The organism is Paraburkholderia lycopersici (assembly GCF_900096975.1).
Classification (GTDB): Bacteria; Pseudomonadota; Gammaproteobacteria; order Burkholderiales; family Burkholderiaceae; genus Paraburkholderia; species Paraburkholderia lycopersici.
Genome location: NZ_FMYQ01000003.1, coordinates 218,352 through 238,980 on the forward strand (window position 1 = coordinate 218,352; position 20,629 = coordinate 238,980).

18 protein-coding genes are annotated in these 20,629 nt (G+C 67.0%); 7 read left to right on the forward strand and 11 right to left on the reverse strand.

Annotated features, from left to right (window positions below):
• Positions 1–42 precede the first annotated feature (42 nt).
• Complete coding sequence (gene hslO, locus BLU17_RS05485; protein WP_091995781.1) at positions 43–1,005, forward strand: Hsp33 family molecular chaperone HslO; 963 nt, start codon at positions 43–45, stop codon at positions 1,003–1,005.
• Positions 1,006–1,119: 114 nt separating this feature from the next.
• Positions 1,120–1,521: a hypothetical protein gene (locus BLU17_RS05490; protein WP_091995546.1), complete on the forward strand. Its 402-nt coding sequence runs from the start codon at positions 1,120–1,122 to the stop codon at positions 1,519–1,521.
• 97 nt (positions 1,522–1,618) lie between these two features.
• On the opposite strand, the gene ftsB is transcribed toward BLU17_RS05490, so the two are convergent.
• The 9 genes from ftsB to BLU17_RS05535 form a co-directional block, all read right to left on the reverse strand.
• The gene (gene ftsB, locus BLU17_RS05495) at positions 1,619–2,041 is read right to left on the reverse strand and encodes a cell division protein FtsB (protein WP_091995549.1); all 423 of its coding nucleotides are present in this window, start codon (positions 2,039–2,041) and stop codon (positions 1,619–1,621) included.
• A gap of 104 nt (positions 2,042–2,145) precedes the next feature.
• Complete coding sequence (gene eno, locus BLU17_RS05500) at positions 2,146–3,429, reverse strand: phosphopyruvate hydratase (protein WP_091995784.1); 1,284 nt, start codon at positions 3,427–3,429, stop codon at positions 2,146–2,148.
• 341 nt (positions 3,430–3,770) lie between these two features.
• Positions 3,771–4,625, reverse strand: a complete 855-nt coding sequence (kdsA, locus tag BLU17_RS05505; protein WP_091995551.1) for a 3-deoxy-8-phosphooctulonate synthase — start codon at positions 4,623–4,625, stop codon at positions 3,771–3,773.
• Positions 4,622–6,283 carry a CTP synthase gene (locus BLU17_RS05510; protein ID WP_091995553.1) on the reverse strand — a complete coding sequence of 554 codons (1,662 nt, stop codon included), beginning with the start codon at positions 6,281–6,283 and terminating at the stop codon, positions 4,622–4,624. Before BLU17_RS05510 ends, kdsA begins: the two co-directional genes overlap by 4 nt.
• Before the next feature lie 127 nt (positions 6,284–6,410).
• Positions 6,411–7,214 (reverse strand): alpha/beta fold hydrolase, encoded by an 804-nt coding sequence (locus BLU17_RS05515; protein WP_091995555.1) that lies wholly within the window; start codon positions 7,212–7,214, stop codon positions 6,411–6,413.
• Positions 7,215–7,276: 62 nt separating this feature from the next.
• Entirely contained in the window at positions 7,277–9,871 is a 2,595-nt protein-coding gene (locus tag BLU17_RS05520; protein ID WP_091995558.1) for a DNA internalization-related competence protein ComEC/Rec2, read from the reverse strand.
• Between the two features lie 81 nt (positions 9,872–9,952).
• Positions 9,953–10,741 (reverse strand): TatD family hydrolase, encoded by a 789-nt coding sequence (locus tag BLU17_RS05525; protein WP_091995560.1) that lies wholly within the window; start codon positions 10,739–10,741, stop codon positions 9,953–9,955.
• Positions 10,742–10,761: 20 nt separating this feature from the next.
• The gene (gene lolD, locus BLU17_RS05530) at positions 10,762–11,493 is read right to left on the reverse strand and encodes a lipoprotein-releasing ABC transporter ATP-binding protein LolD (protein ID WP_091995562.1); all 732 of its coding nucleotides are present in this window, start codon (positions 11,491–11,493) and stop codon (positions 10,762–10,764) included.
• Positions 11,486–12,739, reverse strand: coding sequence for a lipoprotein-releasing ABC transporter permease subunit (locus BLU17_RS05535; RefSeq protein ID WP_091995564.1), 1,254 nt, complete (start codon positions 12,737–12,739; stop codon positions 11,486–11,488). Before BLU17_RS05535 ends, lolD begins: the two co-directional genes overlap by 8 nt.
• A 295-nt stretch (positions 12,740–13,034) precedes the next feature.
• Here BLU17_RS05535 and BLU17_RS05540 point away from each other — a divergent pair, with 295 nt between their 5' ends.
• The 5 genes from BLU17_RS05540 (at position 13,035) to BLU17_RS05560 (ending at position 19,923) form a co-directional block, all read left to right on the forward strand.
• On the forward strand, positions 13,035–14,174 hold the full coding sequence (locus BLU17_RS05540; protein ID WP_176928924.1) for a regulator: 1,140 nt from the start codon (positions 13,035–13,037) through the stop codon (positions 14,172–14,174).
• Between the two features lie 33 nt (positions 14,175–14,207).
• Positions 14,208–15,914 (forward strand): single-stranded-DNA-specific exonuclease RecJ, encoded by a 1,707-nt coding sequence (gene recJ, locus BLU17_RS05545; RefSeq protein WP_091995566.1) that lies wholly within the window; start codon positions 14,208–14,210, stop codon positions 15,912–15,914.
• 121 nt (positions 15,915–16,035) lie between these two features.
• A protein-coding gene (prfB, locus tag BLU17_RS05550; RefSeq protein WP_143189184.1) for a peptide chain release factor 2 occupies positions 16,036–17,140 on the forward strand; the annotation gives its coding sequence in 2 pieces (ribosomal slippage) (positions 16,036–16,116 and positions 16,118–17,140; 1,104 coding nt in all).
• 215 nt (positions 17,141–17,355) lie between these two features.
• Entirely contained in the window at positions 17,356–18,891 is a 1,536-nt protein-coding gene (gene lysS / locus BLU17_RS05555) for a lysine--tRNA ligase (protein WP_091995568.1), read from the forward strand.
• Between the two features lie 306 nt (positions 18,892–19,197).
• Entirely contained in the window at positions 19,198–19,923 is a 726-nt protein-coding gene (locus tag BLU17_RS05560; RefSeq protein WP_091995571.1) for a glycine zipper 2TM domain-containing protein, read from the forward strand.
• A gap of 111 nt (positions 19,924–20,034) precedes the next feature.
• Here the strand turns inward: BLU17_RS05560 and iscX are convergent, their stop codons facing one another.
• Positions 20,035–20,232 (reverse strand): Fe-S cluster assembly protein IscX, encoded by a 198-nt coding sequence (iscX, locus tag BLU17_RS05565; protein WP_091995573.1) that lies wholly within the window; start codon positions 20,230–20,232, stop codon positions 20,035–20,037.
• 25 nt (positions 20,233–20,257) lie between these two features.
• On the reverse strand, positions 20,258–20,599 hold the full coding sequence (gene fdx, locus BLU17_RS05570) for an ISC system 2Fe-2S type ferredoxin (RefSeq protein WP_091995576.1): 342 nt from the start codon (positions 20,597–20,599) through the stop codon (positions 20,258–20,260).
• Positions 20,600–20,629 lie beyond the last annotated feature (30 nt).

Sequence of the window (20,629 nt, forward strand, 5' to 3'; positions counted from 1 at the left end):
GGCGTGAGCCACGCCGCCCCGATCGAAACGAAGGAAAAGATTGTGAACGACCAGTTGCAGAAATTCATGTTCAGCGCCGCTCCCGTGCGCGGCGAGATCGTCTCGCTGCGCAACACGTGGCAGGAAGTGCTCACGCGCCGCCAGTATCCGGCGCCGGTGCGCACAGTGCTCGGCGAGATGATGGCGGCGTGCGCGCTGCTCTCGGCGAATCTCAAATTCGACGGCACGCTGATCATGCAGATCTTCGGCGACGGCCCTGTGAAGATGCTGGTCGTGCAGTGCGGCTCGGATCTGACGATGCGCGCCACCGCGCGTCTCGGCGAAGATTTCATCGGCGAAAACGCCCTGCCGCTCGGCGAAGAACTTACGTTCGCCGATCTCATCAACCCGGACGGCCAGGGCCGCTGCGTAATCACGCTCGATCCGGCAAAGAAGCAACCGGGCCAGCAGCCCTATCAGGGCATCGTGCCGCTGAATGGCGAGGACGGCCCGCTCAAGTCGATGGCCTCGGTGCTCGAGCATTACATGCATCACTCGGAGCAGCTCGACACGCGTCTGTGGCTCGCGGCGAACGACGAGCGCGCAGTCGGCATGCTGCTGCAGAAGCTGCCCGGCGACGGAGGCATCGTGCCGCACCAGGGCGAGCACGATCTCGACACGTGGGAGCGCGTCTGCACGCTCGGCGGCACGCTGACGCGCGACGAAATGCTCAAGGAGGACGGCGAGACACTGTTCCGCCGCCTTTTCTGGCAAGAGAACGTCCGTCACTTCGAGCCGCTTGCGCCGCAATTCCAGTGCTCGTGCTCGCGCGAAAAGGTGGGCGCGATGCTCAAGATGCTGGGCCGCGAGGAAGTCGACAGCGTAATCGAAGAACGCGGTCACGTCGAGATTCATTGCGACTACTGCAATCAGCGCTACGAGTTCGACCCTGTGGACGTCGCGCAACTTTTCGCGCTGACCGGGCTTTCGGAGGGCGTCAGCCCCGCTGCGGAGCGTCGTCACTAAGGCGGAGCCCGAAGGAGGTCGTGCCGCCGCCCTTCGCGGCGGCGCGTACGCAAACCCGGACGCGGCCCTCTCGGCATCTAGCCTTGCTTAGGCATCCGACAGATAGAGAGAAGCATGATCGAAAACAAGCGCTTCGCACTTCCGGTGCGTGGATGCGCGTCGCGAGCGGCCGCGCTGCTCGCGACGCTCGGCGCAGCCGTTGCGGTAACGAGCGGCTGCATGATGGACCCGCCCGGCCCGTCGCCGATCTACAGCCGGCTGCCCGCCAGCCAGTCGGGCGTCGCCGGAACCGCGCCGGTCCTCACACCCGAAGAAAAAGCACGCTACGACGCGATCGACCGCCAGGTGCTTGCCGAGCAGGACAACGCCATGGCCGCGGAGGCCGCCGCACAGGCGTGGTCGCGCGCCTACGCGCCGCCCGTCACGGTCTACGGCAGCTACTACAGTGGTGGTTGGGGGCGCGGCTGGGGCACGGGCGTTGGCTACGGATATCCCGGCTGGGGTTGGGGCTGGTAACCCGGTTACTGACGAAGAGACCCGGTAAACGGAAAAAGGCGCGGCTCGATGCCGCGCCTTTTGCTTTTGGCTCGCTGCCCGCTTCAAGCCATCAGGCTCATCCCGCCTTCTTCGCTTCCTTCCCGCGTCCGTGCTTCTTTTCGGGCACACGCGAAACCGGGTTCGGCACCACCCTCACCGGCGCCGCCGACATCTGGCCGCGCGTCGAGGTATCCGACGAGCCGCCCGGCGTGGCCGGCAGCGGCTGATTCGGCGAAACGAACTGCACGAACACCTCGCCGTCCTTCACCATGCCCATCTCGTAGCGCGCGCGCTCTTCGACGGCCGCGGTCCCGCTCTGGAGATCCTGCACTTCGCCCGCAATACGTTCGTTGCGCAGCTTTTCGTCTTCGTTCTGTTTCTGCTGCTGCGCGAGTTGCTGCTGCAATTCATGAACGCGCAGCCAGCCGCCATGGCCCCACCAGAGCGGATACTGGATCAGCACGAGCAGGATGATCAGGACGACAGTGACAAGCCGCATGAAAGGTGCCGGATAAATACACGCCGCCCTGCGCTATACGCAGGGCGGCGAAAGAGAGAGAGAACGAAAGATGGCAGCAACGCTGCTGCCGGCGTCAGGTCCGGTTAGCGCAGGTTATAGAACGCCGACTTGCCCGGATAGCTGGCGATATCACCGAGATCTTCCTCGATGCGCAGCAGCTGGTTGTACTTCGAGATGCGGTCGCTGCGCGAGAGCGAGCCGGTCTTGATCTGGCCGGCGTTCAGGCCGACGGCGATGTCCGCGATCGTCGAGTCTTCGGTTTCGCCCGAGCGGTGCGAGATCACGGCCGTGTAGCCGACGCGCTTGGCCATCTCGATGGCCGCGAAGGTTTCCGTCAGCGTGCCGATCTGGTTGATCTTGATGAGGATCGAGTTCGCGATGCCCTTCTCGATGCCTTCCTTCAGGATGCGCGTGTTGGTGACGAACAGGTCGTCGCCGACAAGCTGGATCTTCTTGCCGAGCTTGTCGGTCAGGAGCTTCCAGCCGGCCCAGTCGCCTTCGTGCATACCGTCCTCGATCGAGACGATCGGGAACTTGTCGGCGAGCGTCGCGAGGTAGTCGGTGAATTCCGCCGACGACAGTTGCAGGCCTTCGCCCGCGAGCTGGTACTTGCCGTCGTGGTAGAACTCGCTCGCCGCGCAGTCGAGCGCGAGCAGCACGTCTTCGCCAGCGCGGTAGCCGGCCTTCTCGATGGCCTGCAGGATGGTCGAGAGGCATTCGTCGTTGCTGCCGAAGTTCGGCGCGAAACCGCCTTCGTCGCCGACTGCCGTGCTCATGCCGCGATCCGAGAGGATCTTCTTGAGCGCGTGGAACACTTCCGCGCCGCAACGCAGCGCTTCGCGGAAGGTCGGCTGGCTCACCGGCACGATCATGAATTCCTGGATGTCGAGGCTGTTGTTCGCGTGCGCGCCACCGTTGACGATGTTCATCATCGGGACCGGCAACTGCATCGCGCCCGAGCCGCCGAAGTAGCGGTACAGCGGCAGGCCGGCCTCTTCGGCCGCAGCCTTCGCGACGGCCATCGACACGGCCAGCATCGCGTTCGCGCCGAGGCGCGACTTGTTGTCGGTGCCGTCGAGTTCGAGCAGGGTCTTGTCGAGGAAGGCCTGTTCCGATGCGTCGAGGCCCATGATCGCCTCGGAGATTTCGGTGTTGATGTGCTCGACGGCCTTCAGCACGCCCTTGCCGTTGTAGCGGCCGGCTTCGCCGTCGCGCAGTTCGATCGCTTCGCGCGAGCCCGTCGAGGCGCCCGACGGGACCGCTGCGCGGCCCATCGTGCCCGATTCGAGCAGCACGTCGCATTCGACGGTGGGATTGCCGCGCGAATCCAGAATCTCGCGACCGATGATATCTACGATTGCACTCATGGTTTCCTCAGGAAATGACAGTAATTCTTGCGCGAGCTGCGCCGCCTGCTGCATCGGCCCGCAAGGCACAGTTTCTATGCTCGCTCGGGGCACACCGTCACATGGACAGGCGGCGCGGTCGCCTGGTTCAACTTGCCGCAGCGCTACGGTCACGTTCGCATGACCGAAGCCGCGCTGCCACGCTATCTTGCACATCTAGCGCGGCGCGCCGGCCCGGCTGCTTACAGCATGATGCCGTTTCATGACACCTGCCGTACGGGTACGAGCGGTCGTGCGCCGCGCTGCTCCTCCATCGCGCCGCTCATGCAATCGAAGCGGCGCGCACTACACCTGCTGCGCGCTCAGTTGAAGTCGTTTTCGAGGAACGGCGTACGCTTGACCGCCTGGTCGAGTGTCACGAGCGTTTCGAGCAGGTCGGCCATGCGGTTCAGCGGCACGGCGTTCGGACCATCGGACTTCGCTTCGGCCGGCTTCGGGTGCGTCTCCATGAAGAGACCGGCCACGCCCGTGGCCACGGCCGCGCGCGCAAGCACCGGCACGAATTCGCGCTGACCGCCCGAACTCGTGCCCTGCCCGCCCGGCAGTTGCACCGAGTGGGTCACGTCCATCACAACCGGCGCGCCGGTCTCGCGCATGATCGCGAGCGAGCGCATGTCGGAGACGAGGTTGTTGTAACCGAACGAAACACCGCGTTCGCACGCGAGGAAGCGGTCTTCGGAAAGACCGGCCTCACGTGCGGCTTCGCGCGCCTTGTCGATCACGTTCTTCATGTCGTGCGGCGCGAGGAACTGGCCTTTCTTGATGTTGACCGGCTTGCCCGAGCGCGCGCACGCGTGGATGAAGTCGGTCTGACGGCACAGGAACGCGGGCGTTTGCAGCACGTCCACGACCGACGCCACGGGGCCGATTTCTTCTTCCGTGTGCACGTCGGTCAGCACGGGCAGGCCGAGCTGGCGCTTCACTTCGGACAGGATGCGCAGGCCCTCGTCCATCCCGAGGCCGCGAAACGACTTGCCGCTCGAACGATTGGCCTTGTCGTAAGACGACTTGTAGATGAACGGAATACCGAGCTTCGACGTGATTTCCTTCAGGCGGCCCGCCGTGTCGATCGTCATCTGTTCGGATTCGACGACGCAGGTGCCCGCGATCAGGAAGAACGGCTTGTCGAGGCCGACCTCGAAACCGCACAGATTCATGCTTTCTCCTTCGCGCGCGCCTCATGGTACGCGACCGCCGCTTCGACATACGCCTTGAAGAGCGGATGGCCGTCGCGCGGCGTGGACGTGAATTCCGGGTGGAACTGGACGCCGACGAACCACGGGTGCATGTCGCGCGGCAGCTCCATCATTTCCGGCAGATCTTCAGTCGGCGTACGGGCGCTGATGACAAGACCGCCGGCTTCGAGCTTGGGCACGTAGCCGTTATTGACTTCATAACGATGGCGGTGGCGCTCGTTCACGTCCTTGCCATAGATCTCCGCCGCGAGCGTGCCGGGCTTGATCGGGCAACGCTGCGAACCCAGACGCATCGTGCCGCCGAGGTCCGAATCTTCGCTGCGCTTTTCAACCTTGCCTTCGCGGTCGGCCCATTCGGTGATGAGCGCCACCACGCGGTCGGGCGTGTCCGGATCGAATTCCGTGCTGTTCGCGTGCTTCAGACCCACCACGTCGCGCGCGAATTCGATCACGGCGAGTTGCATGCCGAGGCAGATGCCGAGGTACGGCACCTTCGCTTCGCGAGCATACTGGATGGCCTTGATCTTGCCTTCGGTGCCGCGACGGCCGAAACCGCCCGGCACGAGGATCGCGTCGAGATGCTTGAGGCTCTCCACGCCTTCTTCGTCGATCTGCTCGGAGTCGATGTACTCGATGTTCACCTTCGTTGACGTCTTGATCGACGCGTGACGCAGCGCTTCGATGAGCGACTTGTACGACTCGGTCAGATCGACATACTTGCCGACCATGCCGATCGTGACTTCGTGCCTGGGATGCTCGAGCTTCTCGACCATTTCCGCCCAGATCGACAGATCGGCGGGCTTCGCCGAGAGCTTGAGTTCGTCGCAGACGATCGAGTCGAGGCCCTGATCGTGCAGCATCTGCGGGATCTTGTAGATGCTGTCGGCGTCCCACACCGAGATCACGGCGTCTTCGGGCACGTTCGAGAACATCGAAATCTTCGAGCGCTCGTCGTCGGGAATACGACGGTCGGCGCGGCACAGCAGCACGTTCGGATAGATGCCGATTTCGCGCAGCTTCTGGACGCTGTGCTGCGTGGGCTTGGTCTTCAGTTCGCCGGCCGTGGCGATGAACGGCACGAGCGTGAGGTGCACGAAGCACGCGCTGTTGCGGCCGAGGCGCAGGCTCATCTGCCGCGCGGCTTCGAGGAACGGCAGCGATTCGATGTCGCCCACCGTGCCGCCGACTTCGACGATCGCGACATCGGGCTCGCCGCAGGTGGCCGAAGCCGCGCCGCGCTCGATGAATGCCTGGATCTCGTTCGTGATGTGCGGGATGACCTGCACGGTCTTGCCCAGATAGTCGCCGCGGCGTTCCTTGCGGATCACCGATTCGTAGATCTGGCCCGTGGTGAAGTTGTTGGCCTTGCGCATCTTCGTGCTGATGAAGCGCTCATAGTGGCCGAGGTCGAGGTCGGTTTCCGCTCCGTCTTCCGTCACGAACACTTCGCCGTGCTGAAACGGGCTCATCGTGCCGGGGTCGACGTTGATGTAGGGATCGAGCTTGAGGAGGGTGACTTTCAGACCGCGCGATTCGAGGATCGCGGCGAGGGAGGCGGCGGCAATGCCCTTGCCAAGGGATGAAACTACGCCGCCGGTGACGAAAACATATTTGGTCATCGCTGGATGCTCGCGGGAAAAACGGATTATACCTGAAAGCAAGGGCTAACCCTGAATTTTGAACGCGCCGGATACGCTGCGCTCCGCTCGCCCCGACACCCTGGAGCCGGCACAGGAAAGCGCCGGTTCAGACGCCGTTTTCCATCGCGTAGAGCATGCGCTGCACCGCCCGCGCGGTTTCGATCGGGCGCTCCATCGGGTACAGATGGCTGCCCTCGATCCACTCGAAGCGCTCCCCCGCGATGCGCCGCGTCGCGGCGAGCCCGACCTGGCGCACTTCCTTCGACTGCGTGCCCGCGACGAAACTCACCGGCACCGGCGAGCCGTGCACGAGCCGCGCGCCGAGCGTATGCGGCAGCGTGCGGTAGATCATGTATTCGGTGTGGCGGTCGAAGGCGAGCGTGCGGCTGCCGTCCGCCGAGGTCTGAGGAATGCCGAAATCGACGTAGTCGGACAGCACGCGCTCGTCCCAGCGCGCGAAGGCCGCCTTCGCATGGAAGTGCCGCCAGGCCTCGTCGCGACTCGCCCAGTTCGTGCGGCGCGTGCGGGTGGCCGCAGCGGGCGAGAGGCGTTCGTCGAGGCCCGTCCATTGCGATACGCGCAGCATGCTGCTGCGCCAGCCGGCGATCACGGGAGAGTCGAGCATCACGACGCCCTTCACCCACTGCGGCTTCCTGAGCGCGGCCATCAGCGAAAGATAGCCGCCGAGCGAATGCCCGACGAGCCACACCGGCTCTTCATAGGAGCGTCCGATGTCATCGAGCAGTTGCTCGACGAGATGCGGCCAGTCGCGCGTAACGGGAAAGCGCGCGTCGTGGCCAATGCGCTCGATGTAGCGCAGTTCGTAGTTGTCGCCGAGTTCGGCGAAAAACGTGCGATACGTCGAGGCGGGAAAGCCGTTCGCGTGCGAGAAGTGAATGACGTTTTTCAAAGGCGTCTTGTCTCTCTATTGTTGATGTCTTTGGTGCTTCGCGTTCGCATCGGCCCGATGCGTCAGTCGGGCGATGGCGGGTCCATCCAGTAGCGCCGCTGCGTATCGCGAAAGCGCTCGACGGCGAGTGAGCCCGGGTGTGCCTCGACGCGCGCGGCGCCGTCCGCGTCGCTGCGCGCGAGCACGATGTGACGTGCCGCATAGCGCGCGTAGACGCCCGGATGCGGATGATGAAAGCGGTTCAGATAGCCTACTTGAAATATCGAGACGAGCGGCCATACAGAATCGAGGAACGGTTCAGTCGAAGAGGTGCGGCTGCCGTGATGCGGCACGACGAGCACTTGCGCCCGTAGCCGCCCGGGGTCGCGGGCGACGAGCGTGCGCTCGACGCCCGCTTCGATGTCGGCGGCGATCAGCGCCGAGACCCGGCCGCCTTCCGCATATGCCGCCGTCGATACCTTGAGCACGCAGCAATGTGCATTGGGCTTGCCCGCGAGCGGCCCGGGATCGGGCCACAACACCTCGAAGTCGACGGCGTCCCACTGCCAGCGCTGCCCTGCGGCGCACTGCACGGTCTGCGCACCCTTCTCGCGCGCGCTCGCCCATAGCGGATGGGCCGGCAAAATGCCCGCCACGAGTTCGCCGACGCCGATCGCGTCGAGCACGGCCTGCGCGCCGCCCGAATGATCTGAGTCGTCGTGGCTGATCATCAGCGCGTCGAGCCGCTGCACGCCGTGCGCCTGCAGATAGGGAACGACGATGCGCTCGCCCGCCTGTGTCGATTCCGGGCCTGGGCCGGCGTCGAAGAGCAAGGTGTGCCGCGCCGTTTCGACCAGCACAGAGGTGCCCTGCCCGATGTCGAGCGCCGTGAGCCGAAAAGCACCCGGCGGCGACCCGGTGGGCGCGGGCACGAGAAGCGGCAGCCAGGTGAACGGCGCGAGCCAGCGCAGCGGCCATCCGCGCGGCGCGAGACCCCAGGCGACGCCCACCGCCGCGCACGCCAGCGGCCACGCGCCTGGCTGCGGCAGACGCAAGACCGCCCACGGCAAGCTTTCGAAGGCGCCGAGCATTGCGGCGAGCCATTCGAGACAGGTATGGGCCGCGCGTAACGCGAACGCATCGAGCGGCGCGGGCAACGCCGCGCTCCCGATGACCGTCGGCGCCACGAGCATGCTCACCCAGGGAATTGCAAAGGCGTTGGCGAGAGGGCCGATCAGCGGTATCTGCGCGAACCAGTAAGCCGTGAGCGGCGCGAGCGCCAGCGTAACGGCCCATTGCACGCGTGCACTGTCGCTGGTGCGCATGGCAAGATGCAGCGCCAGTGCACGCCAGCCGCGGCGAAGCGAGGCAACGGAAACGAGCCGCCGCGCAGGCTCGCTTCGATCCCGCATCGGATCGGGGCCGTCAGCAAAATGAGGCTGCGGCGCTTGCCTGCGCAGGCGCGGCACGCCCGTCGCCGCGAACAGGATCGCCGCGACCGCGCAAAACGACAGCCAGAAGCCGGCAGCCGTCACGGCCCAGGGATCGCGCAGCAGCACGAGTCCCAGCGCCCAGGCAAGCACGTGCGATCGCGCAACCTCGCGTCCGGCAAATAGCGCGAGCGCCGCCACCGTCAGCATCCAGAGCGCGCGCTGAACCGGCACATTGAAACCGGCGAGCGCCGCATAGATTGTCGCGGCGAGCAACGCGCCAGCGATGGCGACTTTCTGCGCCGGCACGAACAGCGGCGCCTCGACGCCGCGCCAGCGCGCGCGTCGCCATACTGCGCCGGCGATCCACCCCGCGAGGCCCGCGACAAACGCGAGATGCAGCCCTGAAATCGCCACCAGATGACTCGTGCCCGTATTGCGCAAGAGGCGCCAGTCGGCGTCGCTCACGGCGTCCTGCGCGCCGTTGGCAAGCGCGATGACGATGCCGCGATGCGGAGCGTCGCCGAGTACCGCGTCGATGCGCGCGCGCAACACGGCGCGAGCGCGTTCGATGCGCACGCCGATGCCCGAGGCATCGACGGGAAGACGCACCGCGCGCTGCGGATCGCTCACATAGCCGGTCGCGCGTACGCCACGCGCAAGCCATGACGCCTCCGCGTCGCGCAGCCCGAAATTGCCGTTGCCGTGCGGGCGTTTGAGCCGCACCGAGAGCCGCCACCGTGCGCCGGGAACGAGCGGCGGCAGCGGCTCCTCGCGCGGCACCCATGAGAGCTGGACCCAATGCGGCAGCAGTGCGCCAGTTTTGCGCGTACCCCAGGACTCGACGCGAAAGATAAAGCTCGCGCCGTTCGCGCCATACGAAGGCAAGCTCGAGATATAGCCGGTGATGTCGAGATCGCGCGTTTGCCAGGCAGCGGGAAGCGTTTGCGCGAGGCTCAGTTCGGCGCGCCACGCGGCGTAGCCGAAGCCCGCACTCGCGGCGGCCACCCATACTGCCGCCCAGCCGCTCGCAATGCGCCAGCGCCGCCAGTACCCGACGCCGGACAGGCGCCCGGCGCCATCGCAAGACTCGTCCGAAGGCCTCGCGCCGCCGAGCGCCCGGACAGCCCACCCCGCAGCCAGCAGGCAGGCCACGATGAGCCCGGCCCACGCGCCCCGCCCCGGCAATGCCGCCTGCCGCTGCAACGCGATCACGCCCAGCGCAAACCCGCACCAAATCGCCCGCATCCCGCCTCCTCGCGACGAAGGGGCGAAAGACGTCGAATGCGCCGCGCGGCATGCCCGCCGCGCCCGCCACCCTCGAAACGATTATGCCGACGAAACCGCGAGCCGCGGCAGCGCCGCCGCCGCGTTAGCCGTTGTGCCAAGGGCGAGTTCCTCGGCGCTCAAGCCGCGCAAGCCCGCGAGCACCGCACCGATGCGCGGCACCTGGTCGGGCGTGTTGCGCTCGCGGTAGCGCCAGGCGGGCGCGATGTCGGGCGCGTCGGTTTCCACAACGATCGCCTCGAGCGGCAACTGCTGCGCGAGCCTGCGGATCTGCAGCGCGCGCTCGAACGTGACGTTGCCGCCGAAGCCCAGATGCAAGCCGTGATCGATGAACGCGCGCGCCTGCTGGAAGCTGCCGTTGAAGGCGTGTGCAATGCCGCTTTTCACGCCGTTGCGCCGCAGCCCCTTGAGCACCTGGTCCTGCGACTTGCGCACGTGGCAGATCGCGGGCAAGTCGAACTCGCGCGCGAGACGCAGTTGCGCGTCGTAGAAGTGCTGCTGGCGCGCGTCGTCGAGACCCGGCACGAAATAGTCGAGCCCGATCTCGCCGATGCCGACGAAGCGCGGGTCGTCGAGACTCGCCTCGACTTCGCGCCGCAACGCCTCCAGATCGTCTTCGCGCGCCTGCGGCGTGTAGAGCGGATGGATGCCGAGCGCGTAGACCGCGCCCCCGGTTCGATGCGCGAGCGCGCGCACCGTCGCGAAGTTTTCGCGCGCCACCGCGGGAATCACGATCCGCCCCACCCCCGCCGCCTGCGCGGCCGCCGCGACCGCGTCGCGGTCCGCGTCGAACTCGGCGGCGTCGAGGTGGCAATGCGTGTCGATCCACATGGCGTGCGCGCCCCGGCGGCTCAGACCGGCACGACCGGCTCTTCGTGCAGCATGCCGTCGCGCAGCCGCACGATGCGATCGCAGCGCGCCGCGAGATCGGGATCGTGCGTGACGATCACGAAGCTCGTCTGGAACTGTTCGGACAGTTCGAGCATGAGGTTGAAGACGGTGTCGGCCGTTGCGCCGTCGAGGTTGCCCGTGGGCTCGTCGGCGAGCACGCACGCGGGCTTCGTCACCAGCGCCCGCGCGATCGCCACGCGCTGGCGCTCGCCGCCCGAGAGCTCGCCCGGCCGGTTGCGCGCGCGATGCGCGAGACCCACGCGCTCCAGTATCGCCATGGCTTCGGCGCGCGCGTCTTCCTGCATCATGCGCCGGATGCGCAGCGGCATCGCCACGTTGTCGAGCGCCGAGAACTCGGGCAGCAGGTGGTGGAACTGATAGACGAAGCCCAGCGCGCGATTGCGCAACTCGTTGCGCTCGCGCTCGGAAAGCTCGGTGAACGGCTTGCCGAGCACCGAGACCTTGCCGGCGCCCGGCTCGTCGAGGCCGCCCAGCACGTGCAGCAGCGTGCTCTTGCCCGACCCCGAAGCGCCTACCACGGCGAGCTTCTCGCCGCGCCTGACCTTGAGCTCGGTGTCGTGGAGCACCTGCACGGAAAGCGCGCCCTGGCCGAATACCTTCGAAACGCCGTGCGCTTCCAGCACGTACGGATAGTCGCCAGCCGCGGCGACGAGCGATTGACGGTCATTCATAGCGCAGCGCCTCCGCGGGTCGAACCTTGGCCGCGCGCCAGCTCGGATAGAGCGTCGCGAGCGCGGACAGCACGAAAGCGATGACGCCGATGCGTATCACATCCGAAGCGACGAGCTCCGAAGGCAGCTCGCTGATGAAATAGACCGAAGGCGGCAGGAACTGGATGCCGAGCAGATGCTCGATCATCGGCACGCTCCACGGAATGCTCCACGCGATCAGACAGCCGAGCGCAATGCCGATGCCGGTGCCCACGAAGCCGATCGTCACGCCCTGGACGACGAAAATCTTCATGATCGAGCCTGGCTGCGCGCCGAGCGTGCGCAGGATCGCGATGTCGGCCTGCTTGTTGGTGACGGTCATGACGAGCGAAGACACGAGATTGAACGCCGCGACCGCGATGATGAGCGTGAGGATGATGAACATCATGCGCTTTTCGATCTGCACGGCCGAGAACCAGGTCTTGTTCTGCTGCGTCCAGTCGCGGATATAGAGGTCGCCCGAGAGCGTGTGCACGAGCTGGCGCGCCACCGCCGGCGCGCGCTGCATGTCCTTCAGGCGCAGGCGCACGCCGCTCGGCGCGCCGAGACGGTAGAGCACTTGCGCGTCGCGGATGTTGACGAGCGCGAGCGTGCTGTCGTACTCGTAGTGGCCCGACTCGAACACGCCCGCCACCGTGAACTGCTTCAGGCGCGGCAGCATGCCGGCCGGCGTGATCGAGCCCTCGGGCGCGACGAGCGTGACCTTGTCGCCGACCGTCACGCCGAGGTTCACGGCGAGGTCCGCGCCGAGCACGATGCCGAAGCTGCCGGGCGTCAGATCGTTGAGACTGCCCGCCTTCATTTCCTTGCCGATGTCCGAGACCTGCGGCTCCTCGGAAGGCTCGATGCCGCGCAGCGCGACGCCGTTCACGCTGTCACCGCGCGTGAGCAGCGCCTGGGCGTCGACGTAGGGCGCCGCGCCGATCACCTCGGGATTGGTTTTGGCCTCCTTCGCCGTGAGTTGCCAGTCGGGCATCGTGCCTGTCGGCGAAAAGATTTCGATGTGCGCGAGCACCGAGAGCATGCGATCGCGCACGTCGCGCTGAAAGCCGTTCATCACCGAGAGCACGACGATCAGCGCCGCGACGCCGAGCGCGATGCCCGACATCGAGACGAGCGCGATGAACGAGATGAAGCCGTTGCCGGTCGTGCGCTTGCCGGCGCGGGTGTAGCGCCAGCCTATCTGCCATTCGTAGGGAAGTTTCAAGCGAATCCTTTTTGCGTCTTCGTTGCGCTCCGGCAGCGTACCGACCTTGGGGCCGGTGCGCCGGACGGCCGGAGAATATCGTGCCCGGTCGGGCGGCGATAACCGCGAAGTTTGCCACATTGACGGCGCTTCACGGACTTTCACGCTGACCGCGGCGGCCCGCGGAGGCGCCCGCGCGCCCTTTCCTTCGAGCCGTTTTTCGGCCACAAGTGCCGCAGCGGCAGCGCGGGCGGGCGGCGGCGGGCCGCCGCAAGGGCGTCCGAACGCTGCCCGGGGCACGGAGCGCCGAAGTACAATGCGCACCATCATGCCCGCCGACCGACTTCATCTCCTCGTCCCGTTCGCCCTGCCCTCCGCGGCGGCCGCCTCCACTGCGCTAGCGGGCCTCGACTACCCGGCGCTCGCGAAACTGGTGGCGCGCGCGACGCTCGGCGAGCAGGTGATCGGCGAGGACTTCCAGCGCACGCTGCCGCATGAGCGCTGGGTCGCGCGGCAGTTCGGCGCGCTCGGCGCGGCGAGCGCCGGCGGCACGCAGCCCGCCGCGTCGAGCGCCGACGACGAGGCGCCGCTCGCGCCCTACATGCTGCTCGCCGACGGCGGCACGCCCGGCGACGCGACGTGGGCATGCGTGCAGCCCGTGCACGTGCGCATCGCGCACGATCATCTCGTGCTGATCGACCCCGCCTCGCTCGAACTCGCCGATGCCGACGCCGCCGCGCTCTACACGGTCGCCAAGCCGCTGATCGAAGCGCTCGGCGTGCGCATCGAGGCCCCCACGCCGCAGCGCTGGTATCTCTCCTCGGAAGGCTTCGGCACGCTCGCGGGCGCTTCGCCCTTGCGCGCGAGCGGCCGCAACATCGAGATCTGGCTGCCGCACGAAGCCCATTCGGGCCAGCGTTCGCGCGCCTGGATGAAGGTGCAGAACGAAGTGCAGATGGCGTGGTTCGAGCATCCCGTCAACGAGGCGCGCGAGGCGCGCGGCCTGCCCGCCGTCAACTCGATCTGGTTCCACGCGCAGGGCGCGCTGCGCGCCGTGACGAGCCCCTTCGCCCGCGTGCGCTCCGACGCGGCCGCCACGCGCGGTCTCGCGCTCGCCGCGAACGCCGACGTGGGCGCCGCGCCCGCGACCTTCGAAGCGCTCGCGCGCCGCCTGCAAGACCCGCGCGACGGCGCGGGCACCGGCGCGACGCTCGTCGAACTCGACCCGTTTTCGGCGGCCTTCATCCAGCAGGACTGGGGCCGCTGGAACGCCGCGTTTGCGCAACTCGAGCGCGACTGGTTCGCGCCCGCGCTCGCGGCGCTGCAAGCGGGCGCGCTCGGCGCGCTCGATCTCACGCTGTGCGGCGACACCGGCTCGGTCACGCTCTCCGTCTCGCGCGGCGATCTGCGCAAATTCTGGCGACGCCGCGTGTTCGCGTCGCTCTTCGTCGAATGATTCCCGAATGATTTCCTTCTCCCGCCGCCCCGCATGACCCGAATCGTCACCCGCGCCTGCTCGCCCGCCGACACCGAAGCGCTCGTGCGCCACGGCCTGCATCCCGTGCTCGCGCGCCTCTATGCCTCACGCGGCGTCTGCCAGCCCGACGAGATCGAAACCGGCCTCGCGCGCCTGATCCCGCCCGCGGGCATGAAGGGTCTCACCGAGGCCGCCGTGCTGCTCGCCGACGCGCTCGCGGCAAACCGGCGCATGCTGGTGGTCGCCGACTACGACTGCGACGGCGCGACCGCCTGCGCGGTGGCCGTGCGCGGCCTGCGCATGCTGGGCGCGCAGATCGACTATCTCGTGCCCAACCGCTTCGAGTACGGCTACGGCCTCACGCCCGAGATCGTCGCGCTCGCCGCGCAGCGCCCGGGCGGCAAGCCCGACCTGCTGATCACGGTCGACAACGGCATCGCGAGCGTGGAAGGCGTGGAGGCCGCGAACACGCTCGGCATCGACGTGCTCGTGACCGACCACCACCTGCCCGGCGACACGCTGCCCGCCGCGCGCGCGATCGTGAACCCGAACCAGCCGGACTGCGGCTTCGAAAGCAAGTGCATCGCGGGCGTGGGCGTGATGTTCTACGTGCTGCTCGCGCTGCGCGCCGAACTGCGCCGCCGCGACGCGTTCGACGACGCGAAGCCGGAGCCGCGTCTGGACGGCCTGCTCGATCTCGTCGCGCTCGGCACCGTCGCCGACGTCGTGAAGCTCGACTGCAACAACCGCGTGCTCGTCGCGCAGGGCCTGCAGCGCATCCGCAACGGCCGGATGCAGCCGGGCATCGCCGCGCTCTTTCGCGCCGCGGGCCGCGACGCGAAGAGCGCATCGGGCTTCGACCTCGGTTTCGCGCTCGGACCGCGCCTCAATGCGGCGGGCCGGCTCTCGGACATGTCGCTCGGCATCGAGTGCCTGACCACCGACGACGTGGGCCGCGCCTGGGCGCTCGCGCAGCAGCTCGACGCGATGAACCGCGAGCGCCGCGAAATCGAGGCCGGGATGCAGCAGCAGGCGCTCGCCGATCTCGCCGACGTCGATCCCGAGGGCAAGGCCACGCTCACGCTCTTCAACGCGGGCTGGCACCAGGGCGTGATCGGCATCGTCGCGGGGCGGCTCAAGGAGAAGTTCCACCGCCCGTCGTTCACGTTCGCGCCCGCCGACGACGGCGGCGAACTCGTCAAGGGCTCGGGCCGCTCGATCCCCGGTTTCCATCTGCGCGACGCCGTCGATCTCATCAGCAAGCGCGAACCCGGCCTCATCCACAAGTTCGGCGGCCACGCGATGGCGGCGGGCCTGACGATCGCCGCCGCCGACGTGCCGCGCTTCGCCGCCGCATTCGAGCGCGTGGGCCGCGAATGGCTCACGGCAGAAGCGCTCGCGCGCACCGTCGAAACCGACGGCGACCTCGAAGACGCCTACTTCACGCCCGATTTCGTCGCGATGCTCGACGCGGCCGTCTGGGGCCAGGGCTTTCCCGCGCCCGTGTTCGCGGGCGAATTCGAGGTGGCCTCGCAGGCGCTCGTGAAGGACAAGCACCTCAAGCTGCAGCTGCTGCGCGGCCGCCAGCGCTTCAACGCGATCTGGTTCAACCACACGGACCCGCTGCCGCAGCACACGACCGTCGCCTACCGGCTCGTGCGCGACACCTGGAACGGCGTCTCGCGCGTGCAGCTCGTCGTGGAGCACGCGGCGCTCTAAAGAGACTGCCCGAAGCCCGCTCCGGGCACGCGTGCGCGGGCCGCCCTATCGGCCCGCGCCACCCTTGATCCGGGTCCAATCGGCTATAATTGCGTGTTTTACACGCCGGATCACGACACAAATGGAAGCGGAACGTCTCAACGCGATCGAAGCCCTTTTGGCGGACCTGCGCACGCGCGCGGGCGAGCTACGGGGGTATCTTTGACTACGACGTAAAAGCCCGACGGCTCGTCGAAGTCAACAGCGAACTCGAAGACCCCAACGTCTGGAACGACTCTAAACACGCCCAGGGTCTCGGCAAGGAAAAGAAGCTGCTCGAGGGCGTGGTGCACGTGCTCGACGGCATCGAGAACGACACGCGCGACACCCAGGATCTCTTCGAGATGGCCCGCGAGGAAGGCGACGACGACACGCTCGCCGCCATCGAAGCCGACGCCCACGAGATCGAGAAGCGCGTCGCCGACGTCGAATTCCGCCGCATGTTCGCGAATCCGGCCGACCCCAACAACGCGTTCATCGACATCCAGGCCGGCGCCGGCGGCACCGAAGCCTGCGACTGGGCGGCCATGCTGCTGCGCCAGTACCTGCGCTACTGCGAGCGCAAGGGCTTCAAGACCGAAGTGCTCGAAGAGTCCGAAGGCGACGTGGCCGGCATCAAGAGCGCGACGATCAAGGTCGAGGGCGAATACGCCTACGGCTTCCTGCGCACCGAAACCGGCATTCACCGGCTCGTGCGCAAGTCGCCGTTCGATTCGTCGGGCGGGCGCCACACGTCGTTCTCGTCGGTGTTCGTGTATCCGGAAATCGACGACTCGTTCGAGATCGACGTCAACCCGGCCGATCTGCGCATCGACACGTTCCGCGCCTCGGGCGCGGGCGGCCAGCACATCAACAAGACCGACTCGGCCGTGCGGATCACGCACCTGCCGTCGGGCATCGTGGTGCAGTGCCAGAACGACCGCTCGCAGCACCGCAACCGCGCCGAAGCCATGGCCATGCTGAAATCGCGCCTGTACGAAGCCGAAATGCGCAAGCGCCAGTCGGAACAGGACAAGCTCGAAGCGGGCAAGTCGGACGTGGGCTGGGGCCACCAGATCCGCTCCTACGTGCTCGACAACAGCCGCATCAAGGATTTGCGCACCAACGTCGAAATCAGCAACACGAAGGCCGTGCTCGACGGCGATCTCGACGACTTCATCAGCGCGAGCCTGAAACAGGGCGTGTAAGCCCGCGTTTGCTCCGGGCGCCGCATTGCGTTTCGCGCCGCCCTCTTTCGCAGCGTCCGTCCGTCACGCGGCGGGCGCTGCGGGAATCGAAGTCCGCACCTTGCGCCAGAGCAGCCGCGCTGGCGCCGCGACCCGCGAGGCGCCTCGCCCGGGCCGCACACCCGAAACATCCGCTGCAACATCCGCGAACCGCGAATCAAAGAACCCGAGCCATCATGACCGAACCGACCCAGCCGAACGCGCCCAGCACCGCGCCCGAACTCGACGACAACCAGATCATCGCCGAGCGCCGCGAGAAGCTGCGCGCGCTGCGCGAGGCGGGCGTCGCCTATCCGAACGACTTCCGCCCCACCCATCACGCCGCCGACCTGCAGCGCGACTACGCCGACACCGACAAGGACGCGCTCGAAGCGCAGGCCCTCGAAGTGTCGATCGCGGGCCGCATGATGCTCAAGCGCGTGATGGGCAAGGCGAGCTTCGCGACGGTGCGCGACGGCTCGGGCCAGATCCAGTTCTTCATCACGCCCGCCGACGTCGGCGACGCCATCTACGACGCGTTCAAGAAGTGGGATCTCGGCGACATCGTGGCCGCGAAGGGCGTGCTGTTTCGCACCAACAAGGGCGAACTCTCGGTGCGCTGCACCGAACTGCGCCTGCTCGCGAAGGCGCTGCGCCCGCTGCCGGACAAGTTCCACGGCCTCGCCGACCAGGAAACGCGCTATCGCCAGCGCTACGTCGACCTGATCGTCACGCCCGAATCGCGCAAGACCTTCGTCGCGCGCACGAAGGCGATCTCGTCGGTGCGCCGCTTCATGGCCGACGCCGGCTTCATGGAAGTCGAAACGCCGATGCTGCACCCGATCCCCGGCGGCGCGGCGGCCAAGCCGTTCATCACGCACCACAACGCGCTCGACATGCAGATGTTCCTGCGCATCGCGCCCGAGCTGTATCTGAAGCGCCTGGTCGTCGGCGGCTTCGAGCGCGTGTTCGAGATCAACCGGAATTTCCGCAACGAGGGCGTGTCGCCGCGCCACAATCCGGAATTCACGATGATGGAGTTCTACGCCGCGTACACCGACTACACGTGGCTCATGGACTTCACCGAGGCACTGATCCGCCAGGCCGCCGTCGATGCGCTCGGCAGCGCCGTCGTGACCTACCAGGGCCGCGAGCTGGACCTCTCGAAGCCGTTCCACCGCCTCACGATCACCCAGGCGATCCAGAAGTACGCGCCGCAGTACACGACCGAACAACTTGCCGACGCTGCGTTCCTGCGCACGGAACTCAAGAAGTTCGGCGTGGACGCGAACCAGCCCGCGTTCCTGAACGCCGGCGTCGGTTCGCTGCAACTGGCGCTGTTCGAGGAGACCGCCGAGTCGCAACTGTGGGAGCCGACCTACATCGTCGACTACCCGGTGGAAGTCTCGCCGCTCGCGCGCGCCTCGGACACCCAGCCGGGCATCACCGAGCGCTTCGAGCTTTTCATCACGGGCCGCGAGATCGCGAACGGCTTCTCGGAACTGAACGATCCGGAAGACCAGGCCGCGCGCTTCAAAAAGCAGGTCGAGCAGAAGGACGCCGGCGACGAAGAAGCCATGTACTACGACGCCGACTACATCCGCGCGCTCGAATACGGTATGCCCCCGACAGGCGGCTGCGGCATCGGCATCGACCGCCTCGTGATGCTGCTCACCGACAGCCCGAGCATCCGCGACGTCATCCTCTTCCCGCACCTGCGCCGCGAAGACTAAGCGACGCGTGTTGTGCCACCACGGGGCGCATGCGGTTCAAGCCGCGTGCGCCCCGTGTCTTTGGGCATACCCGACGTGAGCGTTTGTAACCGCCGGTAAAATGCGCCGGCCGAAACCGCGTGCGTGGCGGGCACATCGACTGCGCCGGTCTCCAAATCGGCGTCACGCCATTCGATACGGCGATCGCACCCTTTGAGCCGCGTCGCCGTCGGCGGTGCCGGGTTACAAATTGAAACGTCGAGTGAACGGGTTTGGCTCAAACTGGATCTCACTAGAGAACCAACTCTGCCGAAGACGGAGCCTGTCATGAACACCCCTGATCCGACCACACCGAAACGCCGCCTGCATCCGCTTGTCGCGACTGCGGCGGCAGCCGTCATCATCGCGAGCCTGGCCGCTACCGCGGCCATTACCGGGGTCTTCCCGAAAGCCGCCAGCACTGCCGCGCAAAGTGCCCAGGGCCAGACGGGCCAGACGGCCATGACGGGCTCACAGCCCGTGGTCGATTCCACAAAGCCCGTGCAAGCCTCGCAGTATGCACAGAACGCACAAGAGGCGCCGGCCGCTCCGCAGCCGGCCCCGGCGCAAGCGCAGCAGCAGGCCGCCGTATCCGCCGCCCCGGCGCAGCAATACGGCCAGCAGCCGCAGCCTTCGCAGCAGCAGTACGCCCAGGAAGCGCCGCCGCCCGCACAGGCCGCGTGCTCGTCGTGCGGCACCGTCGTCGCGATCTCCGCGGTCAAGCACGAAGGTCATGGCACCGGCATCGGCGCCGTGGGCGGCGCGGTGGCCGGCGGCGTGGTCGGCAACCAGTTTGGCTCGGGCGGCGGCCGTACCGCCATGACGCTGCTCGGCGCACTCGGCGGCGGTTTTGCCGGCAACTCGGTCGAAAAGCATCTGCGCAGCACGACAAGCTATTCGGTGCGCGTGCGCATGGAAAACGGCAAGATGCGCTATTTCACGTATCACGAAGCGCCGCCGTTCCAGCAGGGCCAGCGTGTGCGTGTGGAGAACGGCACGCTGGTTGCAGGCTGATCGCGTGAACTGACGCAACTGACGCGCGCATCCGCAACAAAAAAGGCGATCCGCCACACTGGCGGATCGCCTTTTTCGCATCGGCGTCCCGATCGGGGCGCGGCGGGGGAATCAGTAGCCCGCGTCTTCGATCCACGCCGCCTGGATTGCCTCGAGAATTTTTTCGTTCGAACGCTCGGGATCGTCGTCGAAGCCGTCGAGCTCGGTGATCCAGCGGTGCAGATCGGTGAAGCGCACGTACTGCGGATCGATGTCCGGATGCGTGTCCGTCAACGCCACCGCGATGTCCTGCGTATCGGTCCATTTCATGGCTGCCCGCTCCTCTTGGTGTGCCTCAGTGGTTTTCCTTCGCGTGGTTGATCGAGTAACGCGGAATCTCGACCACCAGGTCGTCGTTCTCGGGCACGATGGCCTGGCACGACAGCCGCGACGTCGGCTCGAGCCCCCATGCCTTGTCGAGCAGATCGTCTTCGTCTTCCTCCGACGGCTCGAGCGCATCGAAACCTTCGCGCACGATCACGTGACAGGTCGTGCAGGCGCACGACTTCTCGCATGCGTGCTCGATTTCGATGCCGTGTTCGAGCAGCGCGTCGCACACGCTCTCGCCCGGCTTGGCGTCGATGACCGCGCCCTCGGGGCACAGTTCGACATGGGGCAGCACCACGATTTGAGGCATTGTGATTTCCGTATCCAATAACTTTCATCT

Coding starts and splice junctions, on each gene's coding strand:
- BLU17_RS05560 (WP_091995571.1), top strand. CDS start 19,198: ATGAACACCCCTGATCCGACCACACCGAAACGCCGCCTGCATCCGCTT.
- BLU17_RS05525 (WP_091995560.1), bottom strand. CDS start 10,741: ATGTGGATCGACACGCATTGCCACCTCGACGCCGCCGAGTTCGACGCG.
- BLU17_RS05490 (WP_091995546.1), top strand. CDS start 1,120: ATGATCGAAAACAAGCGCTTCGCACTTCCGGTGCGTGGATGCGCGTCG.
- eno (WP_091995784.1), bottom strand. CDS start 3,429: ATGAGTGCAATCGTAGATATCATCGGTCGCGAGATTCTGGATTCGCGC.
- lolD (WP_091995562.1), bottom strand. CDS start 11,493: ATGAATGACCGTCAATCGCTCGTCGCCGCGGCTGGCGACTATCCGTAC.
- BLU17_RS05540 (WP_176928924.1), top strand. CDS start 13,035: ATGCGCACCATCATGCCCGCCGACCGACTTCATCTCCTCGTCCCGTTC.
- recJ (WP_091995566.1), top strand. CDS start 14,208: ATGACCCGAATCGTCACCCGCGCCTGCTCGCCCGCCGACACCGAAGCG.
- fdx (WP_091995576.1), bottom strand. CDS start 20,599: ATGCCTCAAATCGTGGTGCTGCCCCATGTCGAACTGTGCCCCGAGGGC.
- kdsA (WP_091995551.1), bottom strand. CDS start 4,625: ATGAATCTGTGCGGTTTCGAGGTCGGCCTCGACAAGCCGTTCTTCCTG.
- iscX (WP_091995573.1), bottom strand. CDS start 20,232: ATGAAATGGACCGATACGCAGGACATCGCGGTGGCGTTGACGGACACG.
- ftsB (WP_091995549.1), bottom strand. CDS start 2,041: ATGCGGCTTGTCACTGTCGTCCTGATCATCCTGCTCGTGCTGATCCAG.
- BLU17_RS05520 (WP_091995558.1), bottom strand. CDS start 9,871: ATGCGGGCGATTTGGTGCGGGTTTGCGCTGGGCGTGATCGCGTTGCAG.
- BLU17_RS05510 (WP_091995553.1), bottom strand. CDS start 6,283: ATGACCAAATATGTTTTCGTCACCGGCGGCGTAGTTTCATCCCTTGGC.
- lysS (WP_091995568.1), top strand. CDS start 17,356: ATGACCGAACCGACCCAGCCGAACGCGCCCAGCACCGCGCCCGAACTC.